Source organism: Actinophytocola sp. (assembly GCF_036378875.1).
Lineage (GTDB): Bacteria > Actinomycetota > Actinomycetes > Mycobacteriales > Pseudonocardiaceae > Actinophytocola.
This window is the reverse complement of record NZ_DASUVO010000013.1, coordinates 39,174-64,832: the sequence shown is the minus strand read 5'-3', so window position 1 is coordinate 64,832 and position 25,659 is coordinate 39,174. Positions and strand designations below refer to the sequence as shown.

The 25,659-nt window shown below is 68.7% G+C and carries 28 protein-coding genes, 2 tRNA genes, 1 other RNA gene and 1 pseudogene; 16 read left to right on the top strand and 16 right to left on the bottom strand.

Annotation, left to right across the window (positions count from 1 at the left end):
• On the bottom strand, positions 1 to 86 hold an 86-nt coding region (locus VF106_RS50805; RefSeq protein ID WP_414638845.1), incomplete at its 3' end, for a hydroxymethylglutaryl-CoA lyase-like TIM-barrel protein.
• A 42-nt stretch (positions 87 to 128) separates the two neighbouring features.
• On the opposite strand from VF106_RS50805, the pseudogene VF106_RS03840 reads away from it, so the two are divergent.
• From VF106_RS03840 to VF106_RS03830, 3 genes and pseudogenes are all read left to right on the top strand, one after another.
• A pseudogene (locus tag VF106_RS03840) lies at positions 129 to 1,067 on the top strand (alpha-isopropylmalate synthase regulatory domain-containing protein); the annotation flags it as partial.
• An 83-nt stretch (positions 1,068 to 1,150) separates the two neighbouring features.
• Positions 1,151 to 1,330, top strand: coding sequence for a hypothetical protein (locus tag VF106_RS03835; protein ID WP_330838137.1), 180 nt, complete (start codon positions 1,151 to 1,153; stop codon positions 1,328 to 1,330).
• A 33-nt stretch (positions 1,331 to 1,363) separates the two neighbouring features.
• On the top strand, positions 1,364 to 1,546 hold the full coding sequence (locus VF106_RS03830; protein ID WP_330838136.1) for a hypothetical protein: 183 nt from the start codon (positions 1,364 to 1,366) through the stop codon (positions 1,544 to 1,546).
• 3 nt (positions 1,547 to 1,549) lie between these two features.
• Here the strand turns inward: VF106_RS03830 and VF106_RS03825 are convergent, their stop codons facing one another.
• Genes VF106_RS03825 through VF106_RS03785 form a run of 9 tightly spaced genes read right to left on the bottom strand, consistent with a single transcriptional unit; the run spans position 1,550 to position 9,506 of the window.
• Positions 1,550 to 2,191, bottom strand: coding sequence for an NAD(P)H-binding protein (locus VF106_RS03825; RefSeq protein ID WP_330838135.1), 642 nt, complete (start codon positions 2,189 to 2,191; stop codon positions 1,550 to 1,552).
• A gap of 47 nt (positions 2,192 to 2,238) precedes the next feature.
• On the bottom strand, positions 2,239 to 3,348 hold the full coding sequence (locus VF106_RS03820) for an ABC transporter ATP-binding protein (RefSeq protein WP_330838134.1): 1,110 nt from the start codon (positions 3,346 to 3,348) through the stop codon (positions 2,239 to 2,241).
• A complete protein-coding gene (locus VF106_RS03815; protein ID WP_330838133.1) occupies positions 3,345 to 4,343 on the bottom strand; it encodes an ABC transporter ATP-binding protein in 999 nt (332 codons plus the stop codon). Before VF106_RS03815 ends, VF106_RS03820 begins: the two co-directional genes overlap by 4 nt.
• Positions 4,343 to 5,278 (bottom strand): ABC transporter permease, encoded by a 936-nt coding sequence (locus tag VF106_RS03810; RefSeq protein WP_330838132.1) that lies wholly within the window; start codon positions 5,276 to 5,278, stop codon positions 4,343 to 4,345. The genes VF106_RS03815 and VF106_RS03810 overlap by 1 nt, the downstream gene beginning before the upstream one ends.
• Positions 5,275 to 6,297 carry an ABC transporter permease gene (locus VF106_RS03805; protein WP_330838131.1) on the bottom strand — a complete coding sequence of 341 codons (1,023 nt, stop codon included), beginning with the start codon at positions 6,295 to 6,297 and terminating at the stop codon, positions 5,275 to 5,277. The genes VF106_RS03810 and VF106_RS03805 overlap by 4 nt, the downstream gene beginning before the upstream one ends.
• A gap of 6 nt (positions 6,298 to 6,303) precedes the next feature.
• A complete protein-coding gene (locus VF106_RS03800) occupies positions 6,304 to 7,974 on the bottom strand; it encodes an ABC transporter substrate-binding protein (protein WP_330838130.1) in 1,671 nt (556 codons plus the stop codon).
• A gap of 43 nt (positions 7,975 to 8,017) precedes the next feature.
• Positions 8,018 to 8,587 carry a uridine kinase family protein gene (locus tag VF106_RS03795; protein WP_330838129.1) on the bottom strand — a complete coding sequence of 190 codons (570 nt, stop codon included), beginning with the start codon at positions 8,585 to 8,587 and terminating at the stop codon, positions 8,018 to 8,020.
• Positions 8,584 to 9,180 carry a recombination mediator RecR gene (recR, locus tag VF106_RS03790; RefSeq protein WP_330838128.1) on the bottom strand — a complete coding sequence of 199 codons (597 nt, stop codon included), beginning with the start codon at positions 9,178 to 9,180 and terminating at the stop codon, positions 8,584 to 8,586. The genes VF106_RS03795 and recR overlap by 4 nt, the downstream gene beginning before the upstream one ends.
• 14 nt (positions 9,181 to 9,194) lie before the next feature.
• Positions 9,195 to 9,506: a YbaB/EbfC family nucleoid-associated protein gene (locus tag VF106_RS03785; protein ID WP_330838140.1), complete on the bottom strand. Its 312-nt coding sequence runs from the start codon at positions 9,504 to 9,506 to the stop codon at positions 9,195 to 9,197.
• Positions 9,507 to 9,617: 111 nt separating this feature from the next.
• Here VF106_RS03785 and VF106_RS03780 point away from each other — a divergent pair, with 111 nt between their 5' ends.
• Positions 9,618 to 10,454, top strand: a complete 837-nt coding sequence (locus tag VF106_RS03780; protein ID WP_330838127.1) for an N-acetylmuramoyl-L-alanine amidase — start codon at positions 9,618 to 9,620, stop codon at positions 10,452 to 10,454.
• Here VF106_RS03780 and VF106_RS03775 read toward each other — a convergent pair.
• Entirely contained in the window at positions 10,451 to 12,409 is a 1,959-nt protein-coding gene (locus tag VF106_RS03775) for a DNA polymerase III subunit gamma and tau (protein WP_330838126.1), read from the bottom strand. The genes VF106_RS03780 and VF106_RS03775 overlap by 4 nt on opposite strands.
• 73 nt (positions 12,410 to 12,482) lie before the next feature.
• Between VF106_RS03775 and ffs the strand changes: the two genes are divergently transcribed.
• The 6 genes from ffs (at position 12,483) to VF106_RS03745 (ending at position 18,375) form a co-directional block, all read left to right on the top strand.
• An RNA gene (gene ffs / locus VF106_RS03770) (signal recognition particle sRNA small type) lies at positions 12,483 to 12,581 on the top strand.
• A gap of 361 nt (positions 12,582 to 12,942) precedes the next feature.
• Positions 12,943 to 15,114, top strand: a complete 2,172-nt coding sequence (locus VF106_RS03765) for a terpene synthase family protein (protein ID WP_330838125.1) — start codon at positions 12,943 to 12,945, stop codon at positions 15,112 to 15,114.
• Between the two features lie 114 nt (positions 15,115 to 15,228).
• Positions 15,229 to 15,612, top strand: a complete 384-nt coding sequence (locus tag VF106_RS03760; RefSeq protein WP_330838139.1) for a YciI family protein — start codon at positions 15,229 to 15,231, stop codon at positions 15,610 to 15,612.
• Positions 15,609 to 16,820 (top strand): RNA polymerase sigma factor, encoded by a 1,212-nt coding sequence (locus tag VF106_RS03755; protein ID WP_330838124.1) that lies wholly within the window; start codon positions 15,609 to 15,611, stop codon positions 16,818 to 16,820. Before VF106_RS03760 ends, VF106_RS03755 begins: the two co-directional genes overlap by 4 nt.
• A 9-nt stretch (positions 16,821 to 16,829) precedes the next feature.
• The gene (locus VF106_RS03750; RefSeq protein WP_330838123.1) at positions 16,830 to 17,594 is read left to right on the top strand and encodes an alpha/beta fold hydrolase; all 765 of its coding nucleotides are present in this window, start codon (positions 16,830 to 16,832) and stop codon (positions 17,592 to 17,594) included.
• 49 nt (positions 17,595 to 17,643) lie between these two features.
• Positions 17,644 to 18,375 (top strand): SDR family oxidoreductase, encoded by a 732-nt coding sequence (locus VF106_RS03745; RefSeq protein WP_330838122.1) that lies wholly within the window; start codon positions 17,644 to 17,646, stop codon positions 18,373 to 18,375.
• A gap of 70 nt (positions 18,376 to 18,445) precedes the next feature.
• Here VF106_RS03745 and VF106_RS03740 read toward each other — a convergent pair.
• Positions 18,446 to 18,532: transfer RNA gene (locus tag VF106_RS03740), tRNA-Ser, on the bottom strand.
• Positions 18,533 to 18,648: 116 nt separating this feature from the next.
• Between VF106_RS03740 and VF106_RS03735 the strand changes: the two genes are divergently transcribed.
• A complete protein-coding gene (locus tag VF106_RS03735) occupies positions 18,649 to 19,236 on the top strand; it encodes a hypothetical protein (RefSeq protein ID WP_330838121.1) in 588 nt (195 codons plus the stop codon).
• Positions 19,233 to 20,060 (top strand): 1-aminocyclopropane-1-carboxylate deaminase/D-cysteine desulfhydrase, encoded by an 828-nt coding sequence (locus tag VF106_RS03730; protein WP_330838120.1) that lies wholly within the window; start codon positions 19,233 to 19,235, stop codon positions 20,058 to 20,060. The genes VF106_RS03735 and VF106_RS03730 overlap by 4 nt, the downstream gene beginning before the upstream one ends.
• Positions 20,061 to 20,098: 38 nt before the next feature.
• On the opposite strand, the gene VF106_RS03725 is transcribed toward VF106_RS03730, so the two are convergent.
• Positions 20,099 to 20,236: a hypothetical protein gene (locus VF106_RS03725; RefSeq protein ID WP_330838119.1), complete on the bottom strand. Its 138-nt coding sequence runs from the start codon at positions 20,234 to 20,236 to the stop codon at positions 20,099 to 20,101.
• 120 nt (positions 20,237 to 20,356) lie between these two features.
• On the opposite strand from VF106_RS03725, the gene VF106_RS03720 reads away from it, so the two are divergent.
• Both VF106_RS03720 and VF106_RS03715 read left to right on the top strand, forming a co-directional pair.
• A tRNA-Ser gene (locus VF106_RS03720) sits at positions 20,357 to 20,443 on the top strand.
• A 518-nt stretch (positions 20,444 to 20,961) separates the two neighbouring features.
• Entirely contained in the window at positions 20,962 to 21,702 is a 741-nt protein-coding gene (locus tag VF106_RS03715; RefSeq protein ID WP_330838118.1) for a hypothetical protein, read from the top strand.
• 186 nt (positions 21,703 to 21,888) lie between these two features.
• Here the strand turns inward: VF106_RS03715 and VF106_RS03710 are convergent, their stop codons facing one another.
• Both VF106_RS03710 and VF106_RS03705 read right to left on the bottom strand, forming a co-directional pair.
• Positions 21,889 to 22,848, bottom strand: coding sequence for a prephenate dehydrogenase (locus VF106_RS03710; RefSeq protein WP_330838117.1), 960 nt, complete (start codon positions 22,846 to 22,848; stop codon positions 21,889 to 21,891).
• A gap of 27 nt (positions 22,849 to 22,875) precedes the next feature.
• Positions 22,876 to 24,096, bottom strand: coding sequence for a M20 metallopeptidase family protein (locus VF106_RS03705; protein WP_330838116.1), 1,221 nt, complete (start codon positions 24,094 to 24,096; stop codon positions 22,876 to 22,878).
• 119 nt (positions 24,097 to 24,215) lie between these two features.
• On the opposite strand from VF106_RS03705, the gene VF106_RS03700 reads away from it, so the two are divergent.
• Complete coding sequence (locus VF106_RS03700) at positions 24,216 to 24,716, top strand: tRNA adenosine deaminase-associated protein (protein WP_330838115.1); 501 nt, start codon at positions 24,216 to 24,218, stop codon at positions 24,714 to 24,716.
• Entirely contained in the window at positions 24,713 to 25,165 is a 453-nt protein-coding gene (locus tag VF106_RS03695) for a nucleoside deaminase (RefSeq protein ID WP_330838114.1), read from the top strand. Before VF106_RS03700 ends, VF106_RS03695 begins: the two co-directional genes overlap by 4 nt.
• Here VF106_RS03695 and VF106_RS03690 read toward each other — a convergent pair.
• Positions 25,146 to 25,649 (bottom strand): GNAT family N-acetyltransferase, encoded by a 504-nt coding sequence (locus tag VF106_RS03690; protein ID WP_330838113.1) that lies wholly within the window; start codon positions 25,647 to 25,649, stop codon positions 25,146 to 25,148. The genes VF106_RS03695 and VF106_RS03690 overlap by 20 nt on opposite strands.
• Positions 25,650 to 25,659 lie beyond the last annotated feature (10 nt).

Below are 25,659 nucleotides of genomic sequence, written 5' to 3'. Positions count from 1 at the left end.
ACGTTGCCGGTGCGCTCGCCGTTGCCGAACAGGCAGCCCTCCACCCGGTCGGCGCCGGCCAGCACGCCCAGTTCGGCGGCCGCCACGGCGGTGCCTCGGTCGTTGTGCGGGTGCAGGCTGAGCACTACCGAGTCACGGCCGTGGCGGCGACCGAGCTGGCGATGATGGCCGGTGCCGACCGGGTCGAGGGCTGCCTGTTCGGCCACGGCGAGCGCACCGGCAACGTCTGCCTCGTCACGCTGGGCATGAACCTCTTCAGCCAGGGCATCGACCCGCAGATCGACTTCTCCGACATCGACGAGATCCGCCGGACCGTCGAGTACTGCAACCAGCTGCCGGTCGGCGAGCGTCACCCGTGGGGCGGTGACCTGGTGTTCACCGCGTTCTCCGGCTCGCACCAGGACGCGATCAACAAGGGCTTCGACGCCCTGCGCACCGAGGCTTCCCGTGCGGGACACGCGGTGGACGACCACCCGTGGGAGGTCCCGTACCTGCCGATCGACCCGAAGGACGTCGGCCGGACGTACGAGGCCGTCATCCGGGTGAACTCGCAGTCCGGCAAGGGCGGCGTCGCCTACATCATGAAGACCGAGCACCAGCTCGACCTGCCGCGCCGCCTGCAGATCGAGTTCTCCCAGGTCATCCAGCGGTACACGGACAACGAGGGCGGCGAGGTCTCCCCCGCCATGATGTGGTCCACGTTCGCGTCGGAGTACCTCGACCTGGCCTCGCCGGTCGTACTGCGGGAACACCGCATCTCCGACGACGGTTCCGGCCACGACGAGATCAGCGCGGTCGTCGAGGTGGAGGGCGACCGGCACGAGATCAACGGCAGCGGCAACGGACCGCTCGCGGCGTTCGTGGACGCGTTGGCCTCGGTGGGCTATGACGTCCGGGTGCTCGACTACACCGAACACGCACTGACCGCCGGCGACGACGCCCGTGCCGCGGCGTACGTGGAGTGCGGCATCGGCGAGCGCACCCTGTGGGGCGTCGGCGTACACAGCTCCATCGTCACGGCGACGTTGAGGGCCGTGGTGTCGGCGATCAACCGCTTCTCACGCTAGCAAGTCCTGTCGAAAGGGCGGGTCCCACCGGACCCGCCCTTTTTGTGTTCGCCAGAAGTGAATGGCATATACGGAGCGTATACATGTCGGTGCAGCGCGCTACCTTCTCCGGCATGATTGAAAACGACGAGGCGGACCAGTTCCGCCGCATCCAGTTGGTGTCGAAGGTAGAGCGGGCGAAGGACGTGATCGCTCGTATCGCAAGGGCATCGACCACTACCGAAGAGAAATCGACGAGAACCACGAACTGCTGGGGCGGATAGCCGAGAGGCTCGACGAGCCGGAGGAGACCAGGGATGACCATTGAGGAGATGGACGCCCATATCGCGTATCTGGACGCCTTCCACAGGAAGATGCGGGAGGACATGATCGCCGAGGCGACCGCGCAACTCGAGACGGAGAAGAACCCGTACGTACGGGAGTCTCTGATCAAGCACATCGAGGAGGTGCGGGCGCTCGGGAACAAGACGTACGACTGAGGCTCAGTCGAGGGCGGCCAGTGCCGCGGCCACGGGGAGTGGGCCCGTGTGGATGTCGAAGCCTCGGTTTTCCGTGCGGGGTTCGGTCAGACACGCGGCGATCACCGCGGCCACGTCCAGCCGCGGCACGCGGCCGGCGTCCAGGTGGCTCGCGATGGACACCCGGCCAGTGGCTGGCTCGTCGGTGAGGGTGGCCGCGCGCACTACCGTCCACATCAGACTCGACCGGCGCAGCACGCTGTCGGAGATCTGCTTGGCGTACAGGATCGAGCGGACCAGGCGGTCTCCCTGGTCCGGGGCGTCGGCGAACTGGGCGGACAGCTGGACGAACCGGCGCACGGCCGCACGCTCGGCCGCGCGGATGCCCGTGATGGCCCCGTCCCGGTCGATCAGCGCCACGGCGGCGGGGTCGGGATCAGCCGCGCCTGCCGTGTTGATCACCACGTCGGAGCCGGCGAACGCGTCCACCAGTTCGTCCTGGGTGGCGGTCAGGTCCGCGATGACCGGCGTCGCGCCGAGGCCGGCGACGGCGTCCCCGCGGCGGCCGTTCCGCACCCCGGCACGCACCGAATGCCCTTGCCGCACAAGCAAACGCACGACCTGACGGCCGGTACGGCCAGATGCTCCGAGCACGGTGACCACCATGAGGTCATGGTGCCCGAAGCTGCCCGATCCGTTCCACTACGGGGCAATCACGGTCCCAGTGTTTCGGTGATGGAAGCCGGGCCGGCGAGTGACGCGTCGTCCACGGGGGTGTCCCATTCCATCTCGACCAGCTCCGGCTTCACCTCGTGTGCGCGGATCTTGCCGTCGCGGATGTCCTCTGCCCAGTGGCAGGCCACGCGGTGGCCCGGGTTGATCTCGCGGAGCTCCGGACGTTCCGTGTCGCAGCGTTCGCTCTGCCGCCACGGGCACCGGGTGTGGAAGCGGCAGCCCGACGGCGGGTTGGCCGGGGACGGCAGGTCGCCGGCCAACAGGATTCGTTCGCGGCGGTCCTCCACCACCGGGTCCGGCACCGGGACCGCCGACAGCAGGGCCCTCGTGTACGGGTGCAGCGGCTCCTCGTACAGCTCGTCCGACAGCGCCTCCTCGACCAACCCGCCCAGGTACATCACGCCGATGCTGTCGGAGATGTGCCGGACGACCGCCAGGTCGTGCGCGATCACCAGGTAGGTCAGGCCGAACTCCTTCTGCAGGTCCTCCAGGAGGTTGATCACCTGCGCCTGCACCGACACGTCCAGCGCCGACACCGGCTCGTCCGCGACGATCAGGTCCGGTTCGACGGTCAACGCGCGGGCGATGCCGATGCGCTGACGCTGGCCGCCCGAGAACTCGTGCGGGTACTTCCGCAGCGCGGTGCTCGGCAGGCCGACCGCCGACAGCAGCTCGCGCAAACGCTTGCCGGTCGACTCCTTGCCCTTGTCGAGCCCATGCGCGCGCATGCCCTCGATCAGCAGGGACTCCACGGACTGCCGCGGGTCCAGCGACGACAGCGGGTCCTGGAAGACCATCTGCATCCGCCGCCGCATGGTGCGCAGCTTCTCGCCCTTCATCGACGACAGGTCCACGCCGTCGAACACGATGCGGCCGCCGGTCGGCTCGGTGAGCTTCAGCATCGCGCGGCCCAGCGTGGACTTGCCGCAGCCGGACTCGCCGACGAGGCCGTACGTCTCACCCTTGTTTATCGACAAATCGACACCGTCGACCGCATACACGTAGCCGATTGTCCGGTCCAGCACCACGCCCCGCTTGATCGGGAAGTGGACCTTGATGTCGTTGATCTCGACAAGCGGCGCGCTCACGCCGGTACCTCCTGAGCAACCGGATTGTGGCACCGCAGCAACCGCTCACTGTTCCTGGCGCCGACCGGGTCCGACTCCATAGTCGGGGTCACCTCGACGCAGACGTCCGTCGCGTTCGGACAACGGGGCGCGAACGCACAGCCCGACGTCCACGGGATGTTGTCCATCACCGAACCGCGGATCGGCGACAGCCGCTCCCCCTTCGGCGCGTCCAGCCTGGGGATCGACGCCAGCAGTCCGTGCGTGTACGGGTGGCGGGGCACGGCGAACAGGTCGTGCCGGCTACCCCGCTCGACAACGCGGCCCGCGTACAGCACGTTCACCTCGTCACACAGACCCGCGACGACGCCGAGGTCGTGGGTGATCATGATCAGCGCGGTGTCGGTGTCGCGCACCAGGTCCGCGAGCAGCGCCAGGATCTGGGCCTGGATGGTCACGTCCAGCGCGGTGGTCGGCTCGTCCGCGATCAGCAGGCGCGGCTTGCACGCCAGCGCGATCGCGATCAACGCACGCTGCCGCATACCGCCGGACAGCTGGTGCGGGTACTCCGTGAGCCGCCGCCGGGGATCGGGGATGCCGACCTTGTTCAGCAGGTCCGCCGCCTCGACCATGGCCTTCTTGCGGGACATGTCGCGGTGCCGTTCGAGCACCTCGGTGACCTGCAGACCGATCGGGATCACCGGGTTCAGCGAGGACAGCGGGTCCTGGAACACCATGCCGAGGTCCCGGCCGCGCCGGTCCCGCATCTGCCGGTCCGACAGCGTCAGCAGCTCGGTGTCCTCGAACTTCACCGAGCCGGTGACCTTGTTGCCGCGCTTGGGCAGCAGACCCATGATCGCCATCGAGGTCACGGACTTGCCGCAGCCGGACTCGCCGACCAGCCCGACCGTCTGACCGGGCGCCACGTCGAAGCTCACGCCGTCGACCGCGGCGAACGGCTCCTCACCCTTGCGCTGGAAGACGACGCTCAGGTCACGTACTTCAAGGAGGGCCATCAGCGCCTGCTCTTCGGGTCGAGGGCCTCGCGCAGCGACTCACCCATCAGCGTGAAGCCGAGCGCGACCACGATGATGCAGCCTGCCGGCCAGAACGCGAGCTGTGGGTGGCTGTCGATCACGTTCTGGGCGGTGCCGAGCATCTGGCCCCACTCCGGGGTCCGGTCGTCGGGGTTGCCGAGGCCGAGGAACGACAGGCCAGCCGCCTCGATGATCGAGATCGCGAGCACCAGCGTGGACTGGACGATCACCGGGCCGAGCGAGTTCGGCAGCATGTGCCGGAACACGATGGCCCTCGGCTTCACGCCGAGCGCCCGCGCCGCGAGCACGTGGTCGCTGTGCCGTTGCGCCAGCATCGTGCCGCGCAGCAGCCGGGCGAACACCGGAATCTGCACGGTCGCGACCGCGACGATCAGCGTGTAGATGTTGGGCCGGGCGAACAGCGCGCCGATCGAGACCGCGAGCAGCAGGCCAGGGATCGACAGCATGATGTCGACCGCGCGCATGACCACGGTGTCGACCCAGCCGCCCAGCGCGCCGGCCAGCGTGCCGAGGACGAGCCCGCCCGTCAGGCCGATGAGCGTGGCGAGCACGCCGACCAGCAGCGTCTGCTGCGACCCGACCAGCAGGCGGGACAGCAGGTCGCGACCCACCTGGTCACCGCCGAGCGGATGCCCTGGCTGGGACGGCGGGATCTGGTTGCGTGCCTTGATGACCTGGTCGCCCAGCATGGGCACGGCCGGGTCGTGCGGCGCGATGAACGGCGACAGGATCGCGAGCACCACGAACGCCATGACGATGACCCCGCCGGTGAGGAACACGGGGTTGCGGCGCAATCGGCGCCACGCGGCGGCCGTGAGGCTGACACCCGGGTCGTCGCCGATGTGCCCGGCCTTCTTGGCCAGGGCGTCGATCTTCTCGGTTCGCGTGCTCACCGGGCACCGCCCATGGTGCGGATACGTGGGTCTATGAGCGCGTACGACACGTCGACCAGCAGGTTGACCAGCACGAACACCCCGGCAGCACAGATGATCAGCAACAACAGCACCGGATAGTCGCGGCGCTCGAACCCGATCGCCAGCGCCTGCCCGATACCGGGGAACGCGAACACCTTCTCGGTCAGCACCGCGCCGGCCAGCAGAGCACCGGTCTGCAGGCCGATGGTGGTGACCACCGGCAGCATCGCGTTTCTCAGCACGTGCCGGCGCCGGATCACCGGCGTGGTGAGGCCCTTGGACTCCGCCGTACGGACGAAGTCCTCGTCGAGCACGTCCAGCACCGAGGCTCGGGTGATCCGGAAGATCACCGAGAACGGGATGCTCGACAGCGCGATGGCCGGCAGGATCAGGTGCACGATCGCGTCCCAGGCCGCGTCCCACTCCTGCGTGATGATCCCGTCGAGGATGAAGAAGCCGGTCACGCGGGTGGCGTCGATGCCGCCCGTCTGCCGGCCGGCGGTCGGGAACCAGCCGAGGTCGACGGCGAAGACCTGCTTCAGCACGAACGCGAAGAAGAAGACGGGGACCGCCACGCCGATCAGCGACCCCACGATGCTCATGTTGTCGAGCAGGCCGCCCCGGCGCCGTGCGGCCAGGTAGCCGAGCGGGATGCCGACCGCGATGGCGATGACGATCGCGAGGAAGGACAGTTCCAGCGTGGCCGGGAAGCGCTGGAGGAAGATCTCCATGGCCGAGTCACCCGGCTGCACACCGGTGGACACACCGAAGTCACCGGACGCGGCACGGGTGAGGAACTTCCAGTACTGCACGTAGATCGGCTGATCGAGGCCAAGTTCCTCGGTCAGCCGAGCGCGGGTGGCGGCAGTGGCACGCTCGCCCAGAAGGGCCGAAACCGGCCCTCCTGGGAGCGAGCGGAGCCACGCGAACAGCAGCAGCGACAGCACCCCGACGACGATGACGAGCTGTAGCAGCCGCCGAACCGTGTAACGAAGCACCTAAGCTCAGCCGAGGCTCACGGTGTCGAACCGCTCGTCGGTGAGCGGGCTCGGGACCAGGCCCTGCACGTTCTCCGCGACCACGATCGCCGGCGGCGAGTGCGAGATCGGGATGGCCGGCAGGTACTCGGCCTTCAGCTTCTTGTTCAGGTCCTCGTACATGCCCTTGCGCTTGGCGTCGTCCGGCTCGGAGTCGGCCGCCTTGATCTCGTCGGACAGCGTCTGGCCCCACGTCGCCGCACCGGTGCCGAAGCGGTTGTCCGTGGCGGAGAAGAAGTTGCCGATGAAGTTGTCCGGCGTGTTGTAGTCACCGTTCCAGCCGAGCAGGAACAGGTCGGCCAGACCGGAGTCGACATCCTCCAGGTAGCCACCGTTCCACGGCTTGCTGACCACGTTCAGCGTGACGCCGACGGCCTCCAGGTTGCCCCGGATGAAGCCGAACATGTCCTGCGGGTTCGGCATGTACGGGCGGGTGACCTCGGTCGGCCAGTAGAAGTTGACCGTCAGGGCGGACTGGCCGGCCTCGGCGAGCAGTGACTTCGCCTTGTCCGGGTCGTAGTTGTACTTCTCGACGTCGTCGGTCCAGCCGAACACCGTGTCCGGGTAGAAGTTCTCGGCGACCTTGGCACCCTCGGGCAGCTGCTGCTTGACCAGGCCCTCGCGGTCGATCGCGTAGGCGATGGCCTGCCGGACCTTGAGGTCACGCAGCGCCGGGTTGTTCTTCTGGTTGATGCCAACGTAGAAGACGTTGAACGCGGGGCGGACCAGCAGCTGGTAGCCGTCGTCCTTCAGGCCCTGCCAGTCGGCTGGCGACGGGAGGTCGTAGCCCTGCACGTCACCGGACTGCAGCGCCTGCTTACGGGCGGTCTCGTCCGGGACGGCACGCAGGATCAGCTTGTCCAGCTTCGCCTTGTCGCCCCAGTAGTCCTCGTTGCGGACCAGCTCGACGGTGCCGTTCGCCTCGTCGTACTTCGAGAACTTGAACGGACCGGTGCCGGTCGGGTGCTCGTTGGCGTACGCCGGGTAGGTGAAGCTGTCACCCGCCGCCTGCACGTTGTCCGCGTCGTACTGCTTCAGCGCCGTCGGGCTCTGCATCGCGAACGACGGGAGGCCCAGGATGTCCGGGAACTTCGACGTGTACCGGGTGATCTTGACCTCGGCCGTGCTGGCGTCGGTGGCCGTGCACGACGCGTACAGCGACGGCGACGCGCCGTCGGAGAAGCCGCCGAAGTTGTCCTGCCAGTACCCGGTGACCGCCGGGCTCTGTGCGGCGCCCTTCGAGTTGTACCAGCGGTCGAAGTTGAAGCAGACCGCCTCCGCGTTGAACTCGGTGCCGTCGTGGAACTTCACACCCTTGCGCAGGTTGAACGTCCACGTCAGGCCGTCATCGGAGGAGGACCACTTCTCCGCGAGTCCACCCTCGGCGTCCGCGGTGCCAGGCTTGAACTCGATCAGACCCTCGAAGATCTGCTGAGAGGTACGGAAGGTGGCACCGTCCGTAGCGAAGAAGGGATCGAAGAGCTTTGGCGCACCCTCGGTCGCGAAGGTCATGGTGCCGCCTGTTTGGCCTGCACCTGAACTGTCGTCCTGGTTGCGCTGGGATTCAGCGCACGCGGTCAGCGCGACAGCGGCGGCTACACCGAGCGCCGTCAAGCGGACCGTGCGGGGGTTGACCATTACGCACCTCAGAAGGTCGTGTCTCACACTTTGGTCGGCGACTCTAGCCGCTAATGGTGCTCGTCCGTGAAGTACCCACGGGTAACGACTCGGTATCCGATGGGGTGTCGATGTGATCGGCACGTGATTCGGTCTGGTCAACGGCATACCAACCCAGCTCGAACTTCTGCCAGGTCAGGAGGTGATTCCGGGCCTGCTCGCCGTCCCGTGCCACGGCACGCTCCAACCGCCGTGCCTGGTCGGGAAGCTCACACCAGACGAGGTAGGACAGTTCGTCGGTAATTGACCGTCGACCTGCGGACACACCCTCGACGACGAGCACCTCCGGTACCTCTATATGGCGGTACGCGCCGGGGTGCGGATGGCCGCCGGACCATTCGATCTTCTGGTACCCGCCGGGGCGGCCGGCGGCCAGCGGCGTGAGCACGCCGTCGACCAGCCTCGGCCACCACGAGACGGGGTCGTCCCAGGTCGCGAAGTCGTCGGTGCTGATCAGCGTGGCGCCGAGGTCGTGCGCCAGCTTCGCCGCGTAACGCGACTTGCCGGAGCCGGACGGACCGTCGACCGCGATCAGCGTGGTGCGGCCGAGCCGGGGTGGTCGGAACCCGCTCACACCGACCGGCGGCCGGTGAGCGCGCGGCCCAGGGTCAGCTCGTCGGCGAACTCGAGGTCGCCGCCCATCGGCAGGCCGGAGGCCAGGCGGGTGACCGTGAGGCCGGGGAAGTCCCGCAGCATCCGCACCAGGTAGGTGGCGGTCGCCTCGCCCTCGGTGTTCGGGTCGGTGGCCAGGATGACCTCGGTGATCTCCTGCGCGGAGATGCGTTGCAGCAGCTCACGCACCCGCAGCTGGTCAGGCCCGATGCCCGACAGGGGGTCCAGCGCACCACCCAGGACGTGGTAGCGGCCCTTGAACTCGCGGGTCTTCTCGATGGCGAGGACGTCCTTGGGTTCCTCGACCACGCACACCGCCGTGGGGTCGCGTCGCGCGTCGCGGCAGATCCGGCAGGTGGGCTGCTCGGACACGTTGCCGCAGATGTCGCAGAAGACCACGCCCTCCTTGACCTTCTGCAGTGCCTGCTGCAGGCGGGTGACGTCGGCGGGATCCGCGCCGAGCAGGTGGAAGGCGATGCGCTGTGCGCTCTTAGGACCGACGCCCGGGAGTCGTCCCAACTCGTCGATCAGGTCCTGGACCGGTCCCTCGTACATGGAGTCGCTGCCGCCTACATGCCTGGCAGGCCGAGCCCACCACCGAGACCACCCGCGAGCGGCCCCATGGCCTCGCTGGCGAGCTTGTTCGCCTTGGCACTGGCGTCCCGCACGGCCGCGACCACCAGGTCGGCCAGCGTCTCGACGTCCTCGGGGTCGACGACCTTCGGGTCGATCGTGAGTGACTTCAGCTCGCCAGCACCGGAGACGACGGCCGTGACCAGGCCACCGCCCGCCGAGCCGGTCGTTTCCGCGTTGGCGAGCTCCTCCTGCGCGGCGACGAGCTGTTCCTGCATCTTCTGCGCCTGCTGCAGGATCTGCTGCATGTCGGGCATGCCACCAGGTTGCACCGTGGTTCCTCTCGTCGACTGTGCCCCAGCGTAGTCGTGTTGCGGTGTGACAGGGTGAGCGCCGTGCGGAGACCCTTACTCGTGGTTATGGCTCTTACGCTGCTGTCCGGCTGCGGCGGCGAACCAGTGGCCACGCCCCCGGCTGACACGCCGGAGACGACCGTCATCTCGCAGCGCATGACGTCCTCCGTCGCCCCGCCCGAGGCGAGTCCCGTACCCACCTCTCCTGCCCCCACCTCTCCGGTGCCCACGACGACCACACCGGCGGCGCCGCCCCCGGTCGTCGTGCTCGACCCCGGCCACAACGGGGCCAACGCCGCGCATCCCGGCGACATCAACCGCTCGGTGCCGGCCGGGCGGGGCCGGACGAAGCCGTGCAACACCACCGGCACCGCCACCAACGCCGGGTACCCGGAGCACGCGTTCGCCTGGGACGTGGCCGTCCGCGTCCGCGACCTGCTCACCGCGAACGGCGTCCAGGTGGTGATGACCAGGCCGGACGACAACGGGGTCGGCCCGTGCGTCGACCGCCGCGCGGCGATCGGCAACTCCTCGGGCGCGGCGGCGGTCGTCTCGATCCACGCCGACGGCTCGACCGACCCGTCCGCACACGGCTTCCACGTCGCGTACTCGTCGCCGCCACTGAACGAGGCGCAGGGCGAGCCGGCACTGAAGCTGGCCACGACCATGCGGGACAAGCTGCGGCTCGCCGGTCTCCCGACCTCCACCTACATCGGGTCGGACGGCCTGTCGCCCCGGGACGACCTCGCCGGGCTCAACCTGTCCGAGCGCCCGGCGGTACTGGTCGAGTGCGGCAACATGCGCAACTCGACCGAGGCCGCCGCGTTCAGCAGCCCGGAGGGCCGCCAGTCGTACGCGGAGGCCATCGCCGGCGGCATCCTCTCCTACGTCCGCGCGGGTTAGCGGTCGATCGGGCGGGCGCCCAGCTTGTCGGTCAACAGCTTGACCGCGCCGTCCTCCGGGCTGAACTCCTCTTCCCGCTTCGCCGGCGGGGCGGTCGTGGCCACGTCGACGTCGTCCTCGAAGGCGTCGTACTCCTCCGGGGGCTCCGGCGGGGGCGGCAGGTCGTCGGAGGCCGGGGGCGGCGGCGCGGGAGCGGCACGCGGCGGTTCCGGTGCCTGTTGGGCGCTCTGCACCTGCTGGTTGTTGTTGGGCCGGGTGAAGGTCGGCGGCTCGGACCGCGCCTTCTGCGCGACCGCCGGCGTGGCCACCGCCTGGGCCGCGTGCACGCACTTGACCTGCCACTGCCCGCCGAGCACCTCGCCGAGCGCCTTCGCGATGGCGTCGGCGTTGCGTGGCTCGGCCAGCCGCCTGGCCAGCGGCGCCGCCGTGTGGGCGATCACCACGGTGTCCCCCTCGACGGACTGCACCGTGGCGTTGGTGAGCATGGCCTCCGTGCTGCGGCTGCCCTTGCGTACCGCGGTGAGCAGCTCCGACCACAGCCTGCGCACGCCGGCCGCGTCGATGGCGCCACCGGCCGCGGGGGCCGGGGCGGGGGCCGCCGGCGCTGCGGCTGCCGGTGCCGGCGCTGCGGGTGGAGGGGCCGGGGCCGCCGGTGGTGGGCTTGGGGGTGCCGCTTGTCCGCCGCCGGTCGGCCACGCCTCGGCCTTCGCGGGTGCCGGCGGTTCCTGCTGTTGCGCCGGGCGTTGGGGTGCCGGCGCCGGCTCCGGGGCCGCGACCTGGCCGACGGTCACGCGGCGTTCGATGCGTTCGAGTCGCTGCAGCACGGCCGAGTCGGCCACCGCGTCCGTCGGGACGGCGCCTGGGAGCAGCATGCGCGCACACAGCAGTTCGAGCAGCAGCCGTGGCGCGGTGGCGCCACGCATGTCGACCAGTCCGGTGTGGACGATCTCGGCGAACCTGGTCAGCGTGGCCGGACCGAGCTGCTCGGCCTGCTTCATCATCCGGGCCAGCTCGTCGCCCGGGGCGTTGACCAGCCCACGCGGACCCGCCTCCGGCACCGCACGCAGAAGCACCAGGTCCCGCAGCCGATCCAGGAGATCCGCGGCGAACCGACGCGGATCGTGACCGGCCTCGACGAGCTTGTCGACCGTGCCGTACACGGTCGAGGCATCGCCGGCGGCCAGTCCGTCGACCATGTCGTCGATCAGGGCCACGTCGGTGACACCGAGCAACGCCACCGCCCGCTCGTAGGTCACCCCTTCGGGGCCTGCACCGGCCAGCAGCTGGTCCAGCACCGACTGGGTGTCGCGGGCCGACCCGCCCCCGGCCCGGATGACCAGCGGGTACACCGTCGGCGCGACCGTGACGCCCTCGGCGGCCACGTTGCGTTCCAGCAGCTCCCGCATCGCCCCCGGCGGAATCAACCGAAAGGGGTAATGGTGCGTGCGGGACCGGATGGTCGTCAGCACCTTGTCCGGCTCGGTGGTCGCGAAGATGAAGATCAGGTGCTCCGGCGGCTCCTCCACGATCTTCAGCAGGGCGTTGAAACCCTGCGTGGTGACCATGTGCGCCTCGTCGATGATGAACACCCGGTACCGCGACGACGCCGGCGCGTAGAACGCGCGGTCCCGCAGCTCACGGGCATCGTCGACACCACCGTGGCTGGCCGCGTCGAGCTCGACCACGTCCACGTTGCCGGGACCCTCCGGCGCCAGGGAGATGCACGAGTCACACACGCCACACGGATCCGGCGTCGGCCCCTGCTCACAGTTCAGCGAGCGCGCGAGAATCCGCGCCGACGACGTCTTGCCGCAACCACGAGGCCCCGAGAACAGGTAGGCGTGGTTGACCCGCTTCGCCGAAAGCGCCGTGCGAAGCGGTTCAGTGACGTGTTCCTGCCCGACGACCTCGGCGAAGGTTGCCGGACGGTACTTGCGGTAAAGGGCGAGCGCCACGCCAGGACCATACCCGCCGCCACCGACACCCCGGCCACCCACGGCAGCCCCCGCACCCACTCGCTACACTCAACCCCGGACCCCACGCGGCGTCCATCTCGTGAACCTCCCCAGGGCCGGAAGGCAGCAAGGATAAGCGAGCTCTGACGGGTGCGTGGGGTCCCCGACCTTCGCCTACCCATACTCGGTGCTGGGGCACCTTCGCTTCTGGCGGTCATCGGTTTGTTTTATGGGGGCCGAGCCCCCATGCCCCCAGCCGGGGGCTCGCCCCCGGACCCCCTTCTCCTCGGGCACCTCTCGCTCTTTCGTCTGGACAGTTCAGTGTGCCCCGCGGGTGAAGCCTCCCCGGCGACCCGCTTCGGTCGGTCCGTGCGAGAAGGCTCCTCGCCTCCCCGCCTTCGCCCAGACCGTGCCTTCTTGTTGTGTTTCTGTGGGCTTGGGTGTTGGGCCGGTTGAGTTAAAGCGTTGCCTCGTTCGGGTGCTCGCGGTCTACTGTGCTTGGCCTTGTTCGGGGGGCCTGGTTGCCTGCTGGTATGCAGCCGTTCGAACTGCCCGTGTTCTATATGCCGTATCCCGCGCGTCTGAACCCGAATCTCGAACGGGCTCGTGAGCACAGCAAGGCCTGGGCTTACGGGATGGACATGATCGATGTTCCGCAGCACGGGGTGAAGATCTGGGATGAGTCCGACTTCGACTCGCACGACTACGCTTTGTTGTGTGCTTATACACATCCGGATGCTTCTGGGGCGGATCTGGATCTGGTTACCGATTGGTATGTCTGGGTCTTCTATTTTGACGACCATTTTCTCGAGTTGTTCAAGCGTAGTCGGGACCTGCCAGCCGCTCGGGCTTATCTTGATCGGCTTGCCGCCTTCATGCCTGTTGACGGTGAGATCACCGAGGAGCCCGAGAACCCGGTCGAGCGAGGGCTCGCCGATCTTTGGGGGCGTACGGTTCCCGTGCACTCGTTGGACTTTCGGCGGCGGTTCGTGTTGAGCACCAGGAATTTGCTGGATGAGTCGCTCTGGGAGCTCGCCAACATCAACGAGGGACGGGTGGCCAATCCGATCGAGTACGTCGAGATGCGGCGGAAGGTTGGCGGGGCGCCCTGGTCGGCCAATCTCATCGAGCACGTGGTCGGTGCGGAAGTGCCCGCCGAGATCGCCGCCAGTCGGGCGATGATCGTGTTGCGGGACACGTTCGCCGATGCCGTCCATTTGCGGAACGACATCTTTTCCTATGAGCGTGAGGTTCTTGACGAGGGCGAGTTGTCCAACGGGATTCTCGTGCTCGAGAAGTTTCTGGGGATCTCCACCCAGGATGCGACGGAAGCTGTCAACGATCTCTTGACCTCGCGGTTGCACCAGTTCGAACACACCGCGCTCACCGAGGTGCCACCGTTGTTCGCCGAGCACGGGATCGACCCCGCTTCGCAGATCGGGGTGGCCGCGTATGTGAAGGGGCTCCAGGACTGGCAGTCCGGCGGGCACGAGTGGCACATGCGGTCCAGTCGGTACATGAACGAGAAGGCGCACGTCCACGACGGGCTGGGTATGTCCGCCGTGCGGATCGTGCAGTCGCTCGTCGGCACGGCGCCGCAGCGGGTGCGGAGCTTCAGCCATGTGCCGTTCGAGGCGGTCGGGCCCATCACGCTGCCGGAGTTCTTCGTGCCGTTCGAGCTTCGCATGTCGCCGCACCTCGATGCCGCGCGGGAGAACGTGGTGACCTGGGCGCACGGGGTGGGGCTGCTCAGTGAGGGGATCTGGGACGAGCAGGCGATCCGCGACTACGACCTGCCACTGTGCGGGGCGGGCATTCACCCGGAAGCGTCACCGGAAGGGCTGGACCTGACGTCCGGGTGGCTCGTGTGGGGCACGTACGGGGACGACCTGTACCCGCGGCTGTTCGGCCGGAACGGTGACCTGGCCGGTGCGCGGGCGAGCAACGCACGACTGAAGGCGTTGATGCCGGTCGAGCTGTCCGTGCCGTCGGTGCTGCCCGCGAACGCGCTCGAACGAGGCCTCGCCGACCTGTGGGTTCGCACGGCCGGGCCACTGCCGCCGGTCTCGCGTCGCCAGTTCCGCCATGCGATCGACATGATGATCGACAGCTGGTTGTGGGAGCTCGACAACCACCGGCTGAACCGCATCCCGGACCCGGTGGACTACGTGGAGATGCGGCGGCGCACGTTCGGCTCCGACCTGACCATGAGTCTCGCGCGGATCGCGCACCTCGGTGTGCTGCCCGAGGCGACCTACCGGACCCGGCCGATGCAGTCGCTCGAGAACGCGATGATGGACTGCGCGTGCCTGCTCAACGACATGTTCTCCTACCGCAAGGAGATCGAGTTCGAGGGCGAGCTGCACAACGCGGTGCTGGTGGTGCGCAACTTCCTGGACTGCTCGCAGGAGCGGGCGTTCGAGGTGGTGAGCGACCTGTTCACCGCGCGGATGCGGCAGTTCGAGCACGTGGTGGACGCCGAGCTGCCCTCGGTGGCCGCGGAGCTGTCCGAACAGGCTCGGGCCGCGCTCGACTCGTACGTCCGGGAGCTGCGGGACTGGATCGCGGGCATCCTGAACTGGCACCGCGGCTGTCACCGGTACAGCGACGCTGACCTGCGCACGACGGTATCGTCAGCACCGGCACGAGTGGGTGCGCTGACGGGTCTGGGCACATCGGCGGCGCGGCTGCTGGTGGCCCGCTGAACTTTTTCGAAGATTCGCGCGCCAAACCTGTAGAGGACGCGACCGGCGCTCCGACGTACCCGCGAAACCGCCCCGGCAGGGGCACGCGAAACGAAGGAGACGACCGTGAAGTACATGTTGCTGATGTACGGCAGCGACCGGATCGACGCGCCGCCGATCGACACCTGGGACCCGGCGGAGATCAAGGCGCACATCCAGTTCATGCACGACTTCAACAAGAAGCTGGTGGCCGAGGGCGAGTTCGTGGACGCCCAGGGACTCTCGGGTGAGGCGATGGTCGTGAGGGCCACGGCCGGCGACCTGCCCGAGGTGACCGACGGCCCGTTTCCCGAGGCCAAGGAGTTGCTGGCCGGCTGGTGGGTGATCGACGTGGACAGTCGCGACCGCGCGATCGAGGTCGCGGCTGGGGCGTCGGTGGCCCCGGGCCCTGGCGGCGCGCCGCTGCACCTGCCGATCGAGGTGCGTCCTTTCGCCGGTCCGCCGCCGGCGGACGCATGACCGAGACGATCGAGGACCTGCTGCGCACCGAGGCGCCGCAGGTCCTCGGCGCGCTCCTTCGCCGCTACGACGACTTCGCCGCCGCGGAGGACGCCGTGCAGGACGCCCTCATCGCCGCTGCCGAACAGTGGCCGCGCGACGGCATGCCGGACTATCCCCGGGGCTGGCTCATCCAGGTGGCCAGCCGGCGGATGCTCGACCACCTGCGCAGCGAGCAGGCGCGACGCCGCCGTGAGGAGCAGCACCCGCATGAGCCCTCACCCGAGGTCCCCGACCAGGACGACACGCTGGTCCTGCTGTTCATGTGCTGTCATCCGGCACTGAAGCCGACCGCCGCGATCGCGCTCACCCTGCGCGCGGTGGGCGGCCTCACGACGGCGGAGATCGCGGCCGCGTACCTGATCCCCGAGGGGACCATGGCGCAACGCATCACCCGCGCCAAGCTCAAGATCAAGGACTCGGGCGTCCCGTTCCGCCTCCCGACCCCGGCCGAGCGGGAGTCACGCCTGGTGGCTGTCCTGCACGTGCTGTACCTGATCTTCAACGAGGGCTACACGAGCAGCGCGGGTCCCGACCTGCAGCGCCACGACCTGTCCGCCGAGGCGATCCGCCTGACCAGGGCCCTCCACGCTGTGCTGCCGGACGATCCCGAGGTGGCGGGCCTGCTGGCGTTGATGCTGCTCACCGACGCCCGCCGGGACGCACGCACCGGCGAGGCGGGCGAGCTGATCCCCCTGACCGACCAGGACCGCACCCGCTGGGACCAGGCGCAGATCGCGGAGGGCGTGGACCTCATCACGGCGACGCTCCCCCGCGGCCCGCTCGGCCAGTACCAGGTGCAGGCCGCGATCAACGCCGTCCACGACGAAGCCGCCACCGCCGACGAAACGGACTGGCCGCAGCTGCTGGCGCTGTACGGGGTGTTGCGCGGCATGACGGACAACCCGATGGTGGCCCTCAACCACGCGGTGGCCTTCGCCATGGTCCACGGCCCGGCCGCCGCGCTGGACCTGTTGACCACCCTGGCCGCGGACAAACGAATCGCGAACCACCACCGACTGCACGCGGTCCGCGCACACCTGCTGGAGATGGCCGGCGACAACACAGCCGCCGCCGAGGCGTACCGCATCGCGGCCGGCCGCACGGCGAGCGTGCCGGAAAACCGCTACCTGACGCTGAGAGGGGCTCGCCTCAACCAGCATCCGTAGCCTGCGAGCATGCCTACCCTTCACGTTCAGACGTTTGGCGAGCCCACGGCGCCTCCGGTGCTCGCCGTGCACGGCGTGTACGGACATGGAGGCCGGTGGCGGGAGTTGGCCGCGAAGCACCTCGACGGCTGCTGCGTGTATGCCCCGGACCTGCGTGGGCAGGGTCGATCGCCGTGGGCACCGCCGTGGACCCTGGAACAGCATGTCGCCGACATGCTCGCCACGATGGACGAGTTCGACCTGTCACAGGTCGACGTCGTCGGTTTCTCGTTCGGGGCGGTGGTGTCGTTGCACCTGGCCACCAAGGCTCCCGAGCGGGTGCGCCGGCTGGTGCTGCTGGATCCTGCACTCGGGCTCGACGCCGAAGCCGCGAAGAACGGCGCTGCGACAGCGCTGGCGGCATCGTCGTTCACAAGTCCGGCCGAGGCCAGAGCGACGCGTGCCGCTGGCTGGCCGTTCGCCTCGCCGGATGCCGTCGACCAGGAGGTCGCCGACCACCTCGTGCGGGGCGAGGACGACCGGTGGCGATGGCGCTACCAGCCGGAATCCGTCGCGGCCGCGTACGCCGAGATGACGCGCCCGGCGATCCTCCCGCCCGCGGGAGTCCCGACTCTTCTCGTGCGCGCCACCAAGGCCGGCGTCGTACGCCAGGAGTACCTGGCGGCGTGCCGCGCAGCGGGTGTCGCGGTGGCCGACGTCGAGTCCGGCCACCAACTCCTGCTTGAGCGCCCCACGGACACGGGCGACCTCGTGCGTGACTTCCTCGGGCTGTGAGGTCCTTCATACAAGGTCACAGCCGTCCCAGACATGGTGTCTGGTGGGCATGACGAACTCAGTGTTGATCACCGGCGGGAACAAGGGACTTGGTTTCGAGGCGGCCCGCCGACTCAGCGAACAGGGTTGGACGATCTTCCTCGGCTCACGGAACGAAGGGCGAGGCAAGGAAGCGGCCGACAAGCTGGCCGACGGCGGCGTGAACGTGGTCATGGTCCCGCTGGACGTGACCTCGGACGAGTCGGTGACCGAGGCGGTACGGCTCGTTCGGGCACACACCGACCGGCTGGACGTGTTGATCAACAACGCCGGCGCACCAGGAAACGCCGTCACGCCAGCGAACGCCACGGCCGACGAGCTTCATGCGGTCTACGACACAAACGTGTACGGCCCGGTCAGGGTCACGCACGCGTTTCTCCCCCTGCTGCGAGCGGCGGACCATCCACGCGTGGTGATGGTGTCCAGCGCGATCGGCTCGTTCGCGGTCCAAGCCGATCCAGCGCAGGCCGCCACGAAGCTCCACGAGCTCGCCTACAGCTCATCGAAGGCCGCACTGAACATGATCACCGTCCGCTACGCCCAGGCACACCCGGAGATCAAGTTCAACGCCGTCACCCCCGGCGAGGTCGCGAACCGCAAGTTCGCCGCCACCGACATGAACAACCACACGGGCCAGCTGACGGTCACCGAAGGCACCGACCCGATCATCAAACTCGCGACGCTCGACCCCGACGGCCCAACCGGGATCTTCATCGACCGCCTCGGCCCCGTGAGCTGGTGACACCCGCCCGAGACGCGAAACGCCCGGCATCCATGATCGTGGATGCCGGGCGTTTTGCCTGTTCAGAGCGCGGAGGATGCGGGATTTGAACCCGCGAGGGCTATCACACCCAACACGATTTCCAATCGTGCGCACTAGGCCACTATGCGAATCCTCCGCCGAAGAGGTTACCGGATCTGGCTCTGACCACCCAGAACGGGGTGACCCCCTGCCTGACCAGCGGTGCCCCCGGAGGCGCATGGGAATGTTGTACCGAACTACTGAGGGGATGGGATGGAACACAATCGGTGGGCTCGGCTGGTCACGGAGGTCCTCGCGCCCTGGGTGTGGGTGCTCTTCCTGCCGTTGGTGGTCGCCTGGCGGGTGACCGGGCATGTCGGGCAGACGCTCCTGTGGGGGCTCGTCGTCGGTGTGACCGGGTCCGTCATCCCGATGGCGATCATCGTCCGGGGGGCTCGGGCCGGGCGGTGGGACGGACATCACGTCACCAATCGGGCTGGGCGGTTGGTTCCGTTCCTCGCGTGTATCTCCTCGTTGGGTGGCGGGGCCGCCTTGTTGATCGTCGGTGGGGCGCCGTGGCCGATGATCGCGCTGGCGGCGAGCATGTTCGCCACCCTGGTGGTCGCGCTGGCGGTCACGTTCGGCGCGCGGTGGAAGGTGTCCATGCACACCGCCGTCAGCGGTGGGGCCGTGATCATCCTCATGGCCACCTACAACCTCTGGCTCGTCCTGCTCGCGCCGCTGGTCGGGCTGATCGGCTGGTCACGTGTCTCGCTCAAGGACCACACACGCGCGCAGGTCGCCGTCGGCGCGGCACTTGGCGCGGTTGCCGGTGGCGTCCTGTACTGGGTTCTGCTGTGACGCCGTTGGTGGAGGTGTGTGACCGGCGGCTCAACGGGGTCCGGCTCTTCCTCAAACGGGACGATCTCCTCGAGGAGGACCTGCCCGGCAACAAGTGGCGCAAGCTGAAGTACAACCTGGTCGCGGCCAGGGAGCAGGGGTACGACCGGCTGTTGACGTTCGGGGGCGCGTACTCCAACCACATCCGAGCCGTAGCCGCGGCCGGGCAGCGCTTCGGGTTCGCCACCGTCGGGGTCATCCGGGGTGAGGAGTGCCTGCCGCTCAACGAGTCGCTGGCTTACGCGGTCCAGCGGGGGATGCGGCTCGTCTACCTGGACCGGGGCACCTACCGGCGGAAGGCCGAACCAGGTGTGGTGGACGAGTTGCTCGGTGAGTTCGGGCCCGCCTACGTCCTGCCCGAAGGTGGGAGCAACGCGCTCGCTGTTCGGGGGTGCGCCGAGCTGCCCGGCGAGATCGACATCCCGTTCGACGTGATCTGTTGCGCCTGCGGCACCGGTGGCACGCTCGCCGGCATCGCCGCCGGTCTGCGTGGCCAGCGTGCGCTCGGGTTCTCTGTGCTCAAGGGCGGACGGTTCCTCGACGACGACGTGCGGCGCCTGCAGGGCGAGCACCCCACCGCCAACTGGTCGATCGACTACGACTTCCACTTCGGCGGGTACGCCAAGCGGACACCCGCCCTGGACGCGTTCGTGGCCGACTTCCAGGATCGGCACGGTGTGCGGCTCGACCGGGTGTACGAAGCGAAGATGATGTACGGGCTCTTCGCCCGGATCGCCGACGGCGTCTTCCCCGAGGGGACCGTCATGGTGGCTGTGGTGGCCTGACGGAGGTGTGCCGGCGCGGCCGGCACACCTCGTTCGTGTCAGTCCTCCTCAGGGGCGGCGTGATCCGCCTTACCCGGGGTCGGATCACGGTCCAGGTCGATCAGCGGGTGGGTCTCCGCACCGTCCGGGGCCGCGTGGCGGCCCTGCTTCTGTTCCTGTTCCGGCTGGTCAGGCATGACGTCCTCCTCGTTTCTCCCACGTCACGGCAAGGGAGTATTCCGCATCTCGTGCTGACTGGCTGGTCGACCCGCGCCTCCCCTGCGGTCCTCGCAGGACCGTCCGGTATCGTTCCTCTCGGTAGCGTGTCCGAGCGGCCGAAGGAGCGCGCCTCGAAAGCGCGTGAGGGTTCACGCCCTCCGTGGGTTCAAATCCCACCGCTACCGCTCGTCTCAGGCGACGTGTGTCCGCTGAAAGCGCGGACCACGTCGCCTCGCATGTCTTCTGGGGCGCAGCCCCAGGCCCGCCCGGGGGCAAGCCCCCGGCCCCCCGCCGTGGTCGCCATCGCGCAGGCCGATCCGAAAGATCTCCCCGCGGGTCCGCTCTATGGGCGGCGGCACTCCCGGAACGTTCCGATGCACGGCACCGGTTACCGTTCGTGAAGGTGGTCTAGTCGCCTTACTCCGAGCGTCTTTGAATTCATCAGAAAATGCACCTGAACGTCCTAGTTCAATCCGGTGGTTCTGCAATTACTCTGTACGTGGCCGCCTGCCGTGCCGGCGAAACCGGCAGGCGGTCGCACACTATCCGCGGCAAGGAGCGTATTATGCTCAGGAATTTCAGCACCTGGCTCGACTCCTACACCTCGCCCAAAGAACCAGGTGTTCTGCTGCGGGTGGTCGTTGTTCTGATGGCAGTTGCCGGGCTGTCCGGCGCCCTATTCGACGCGGTTGCCATTCGTCGTATGGCAATTGTCGCTGTTGGTGTTCTCGGGGTTTTCTCCTTGTTGGTCCTCGTCGCCGACCGGCGGCGACTGCTCCGCAAGCACGAGGCGCACCGGGAGCTGCTGGCGCGGTACTGCGACTTCGTCATCGACAACAAGATGACGCCGCTCGTGTCCATCGAGACCTGGCACCACAAGGTGTACGTCCAGCCCAACGGGGACGTGCGTGAGGTGGCCATGATCAAGGCCGTCGCGCTGCGGGAAGAGGTGCACTTCATCCGGTTCCACCTCGGCAGTGACTGGGACCAGCCCGAGGAGTACCGCCGCAACGTCACGGTTCGCGCTCGTGAGGTCGATCTCGACGGGTTGCCTGGTCCACAGTGGAACGTCACCAACACGTGGCTGTCCCGCGCCAAGCTCAAGACGATCGTCCACTTCCGGTCGCCGGTGCGACGCGGCGAGGAGGTCCGGCTGGAAATGGTGCGGTACTGGCCGGCCAAGTGCATGCCCTTGATGCGGCAGGGTGCCGCGGAGAACTTCTACTTCCGCACGACCGACCTGCTTCGGATTCAGCATCTCGAGTACCAGGTGATCCTCCCGCTGGGGTTTGACGTCATGCACGCGCCAATCGGCTTCCACGAGCCCGACGAGCACACCAGCGTCGACGCCTACACCGACACCGAAGGCCGTCGTGTCATCGTGTGCCGCGCCGACCGGCTGCCAATACGACAGCCGGTCGGAATGCGGCTGGAATTGGTGTAGTTACGAACTACGCCAACTCTCGCGACTCAGTCGTCGCCTTCGCTCCCACCACGGTAATACATCAGATTTCTCCTATACGTGGCCGCACTCCTCTAAAAGCGGCGACTGCCGCAGAAGTTATGCAGCGAATATCATCGCCACAACTCGAGTCACCCTATTGTGTGGCACACCGGCAATTGTCGGCAATCAGGCCGGAAGAGCGCCTATTGCCGTGTCGTCTTCCAGGCGTAGAACCCGTCCGCCCGCCGTGCCAAGGTCACGGAGCGTCTCGAAAGCCTCCGGGTCGGTCAGGTCGATCGGGATCTCCTCATGGTCGGCGTCCCGAAGGTCCGCCCACGCCTGCCGAGCCTCGTGACCAGCACGGACCGTGGCCGCCAGGCCGCCGGTCGACGCGAGCGAACCCCGGGCCGCGCCCAACCGCCCCAACGCGTCGTCCACGGCGTCCAGCAGCGGGCCCCGGTTGCCCTCGCACATCGCCAGCACGAGCTCCGGCCGCGTGCCCATCACCCTGGTCCCGTCGGTGAACGAGCCGGCCGCCAACGACAGAGCGAGGGAGCCGCCGTCCGCGCCAGTTGCCGCCAGCACCGCGGCCAGCAGGTGCGGCAGATGGGAGATCCGGGCGACCGCCGCGTCGTGTTCGCGGGCTGTGGTCGGGACGACCTGCGCGCCACAGGCAAGTGCCAGCTCCACCGCGGCGCGCCAGGCCTTCGGTGACGTCTCCTCCTCGGTGGTGACCACCCAGGCGGCGCCGTCGAACAGGTCGGCCGAACCGGCGTCCCACCCCGACGCCGACCGGCCAGCCATCGGGTGGCCGCCGGCGTACCTGGCGTTTGGCAACCGGCGCGACACCGCGTCCGCCACCGGTTCCTTGACGCTCACCACGTCGGTGAGCAGGCAGTCCGGCGCGTGTGTTGCCACCAGGCGCAGCACCTCGTCGACCGCCGGGAGCGGCACGGCCAGCACCACGAGCGCGTCCTCACGCGCGGCGCGCTCCAGTGCGGCGGCCACGGACGGCTCGACCCGAGGGTCGGCCACCGTGGCGTCCGAGGCGCCGAACACGTCCCAGCCCGCCCGTGCCGCCGCACGAAGCACCGAACCGCCGATCAACCCGAGTCCGATCACACAGAGAGGTCGCACGGAAGCCATCCTTCACCACGAGACCGGACCCGCGACTCAGCGGAGCGCGTCCAGGGCGAACGCCGCGTACATCGCCACCCCGTGCGCGAGCGCGGACTCGTCGAAGTGGACGCGGTTCGAGTGGTTCGGCGGCGCCTCCTCCGGGGTGACGCCGGGTGGGCACGCGCCGAGGAACGCGAGCGCGCCCGGCACCTGCTGCAGCACGTACGAGAAGTCCTCCGACGCCATCAAGGGCTCCGGCATCAGCGCGCTGTGCCGCTGCCCGAGCACCGCGCCGGCGAGTTCCAGTACGCGCGGCGCGACCTCGGCGTCGTTGTTCGTGGCCGGGTAGCCGGTGTCGATCCGGAACGCGGTGGTGCAGCTGTGCGCGGCCGCGATGTGCTCGCACACCTTCGGGATCTCCGCCTGCACCATCGTGCGGGCGCGGTCGGACAGCGTGCGCACGGTGCCCTGCAGCTCGGCCGTCTCCGGGATGATGTTCGACGTCGTGCCGGCGGTGATCCGCCCGACGGTCAGCACCGCCGGGTCGAACACGCTGAACCGCCGCGTGACCATGGTCTGCAGCGCGCCGACCATCGCGGCCGCCGCCGGCACCGGGTCGATCGCGCGGTCGGGCATCGCGCCGTGGCCGCCCTTGCCGGTGACGGTCACGGTGTAGGCGTCGGCACTCGCCATCATCGGACCCGGCCGGCACATCACCGTCCCGGACTGTGCGGTCGAGGTGATGTGCAGCGCGAAAGCCTGCTCCACCGGCCGCCCAGCCGCCTCCAGCAGGCCTTCCTCCAGCATGTGGCGGGCGCCGTGGTCACCTTCCTCGCCGGGCTGGAACATGAAGACCACCTTGCCGGCCAGCGCGGCGCGACGGCTGTGCAGCAGGCGTGCGGCCGACACCAGCATCGCGGTGTGGGTGTCGTGGCCGCAGGCGTGCATCCGGCCGTCCTCCTCGGAGGAGAACGCGAGCCCGCTGTCCTCACGGAGTGGCAGCGCGTCCATGTCACCCCGCAGCAGCACGGTCGGGCCCGGCCGGTCGCCGTTCAGCACGGCGGTCACCGAGGTGCACGACTTGCCCGTGCTGACGTGCAGACCGAGCCCCTCGATGGCATGCAGCACCGATGCCTGCGACATCGGCAGATCGAGGCCGATCTCGGGGTGTTTGTGCAGCTGACGACGTAATGACACGGTCCGCGGCTGCAGTGCGCGGGCGGCGTCGAGCAGGCCGGTGAACCGGGGGTCGTCGGTCAGCGATGCGGTGGTCATCTTGCGATCATCGCACCTGTGGACCCTCGGTGAAGGTTTCTCACGGAACGTAGCGATTGTTCGCAACACTCCGGCACTGCTTCTTCCTGCCGGGGAAGGAGAGGAATACCGTGTCCCACATGTCCGAGCAGGAGCCGGTAGCGGGCTTCGCGATCGCCGTCGTTCGCGAGGAAGGCAAGTGGCGGTGTACGGCCATGGCGAGCTCGGCACTCCGCGAGCTCGACGAGGCCATCACAGAGCTGCGCAAGATCAGGTCCACGGGTGCGGTGTTCGGGCTCCTCGACGTGGACGACCAATTCTTCCTGGTGCTGCGACCCGGGCCGGGCGGTGTGCAGCTGTTCGTGTCCGACGCGACGGCGGCACTCGACTACGACATCGCAGCGGACGCGCTGGACCTGCTGCGGGTCGATCCGCCGGCCGACGACGACGATGACGAGGTGTGGCCGGAAGGCGCGCTCGACATCCTGACCGACATCGGCCTTCCGCCAGACGAGCTGCAGGTGATCTCCGGCGAGGTGGAGCTCTACCCCGACGAGCAGCTGCAGATCATCGCGCAGCGGTGCGGGTTCGCGGACGAGTTCGCGCGGCTGCTCGACACCCTGGACAGCATTCCGCAGTGAGGGACGAAGACCTCGTCCGTGCGGCGTTGGCGGTCGCCGGTCGGGCCGGCGCCGACGTGCCCATCGGCGCGCTCGTGCTCGCCCCGGACGGCACCCTGCTGGCCGAGGCCTGCAACGCCCGTGAGGCGCTGGGCGACCCGACGGCCCACGCGGAGATCCTGGCACTGCGCGCGGCGGCGGCCCGCTTCGGCGACGGGTGGCGGCTGACCGGCTGCACGCTGGTGGTGACGGTCGAGCCGTGCACGATGTGCGCCGGCGCGCTGGTGTTGGCACGGGTGGCGCGGGTCGTGTTCGGGGCGTGGGAACCGAAGACGGGCGCGGTCGGCTCGCTGTGGGACGTCGTGCGGGATCGACGGTTGACCCACCGACCGGAGGTGGTCGGCGGGGTGCTGGCCGACGAGTGCGCGGCGCTGCTCGACGAGTTCTTCGCTACGCGTCGGCCCAGTTGACCTCGGTCGTCGTGCCGGCCTTCCAGTCGCGGCGCAGGATCGCGTAGCCGATCGCGTCGTGCACGCCCTCCTGCCCCGGCCACGCGTCGCGGTAGTGCGCTTCCTTGACGTAGCCGGCCTTGGCGAGGACGCGACGCATGGCGTGGTTGTCCTGGCGGGTGGTGGCCTCGATGCGGTTGGTGTCGTAGCCGGTGAAGACGTGCGAGGTCAGCCAGCGGACGGCGGCCTCCCCCACCCCACGCCCACGAGCGGCTGTGGCCACGCGAAGGTCGAACAGCGGGGTCCCGTTGTCGAGATCCATCAACCGGACGAGCCCGACCGTGACGCCGCCGTCGACGATCCAGAAGGCGGTGGCGTAGTCGCCCTGTGCGTACTGGTTGCGGATCCGGGCGGGGTCCGGCTTCGTGACCACGTGGAAGGGCCACTCCTCGGCGGTGAGGAAGTTCAGCAGCGTGGCCACGTCCGCGACAGGGCGAAACTCCATGAACGCCGAG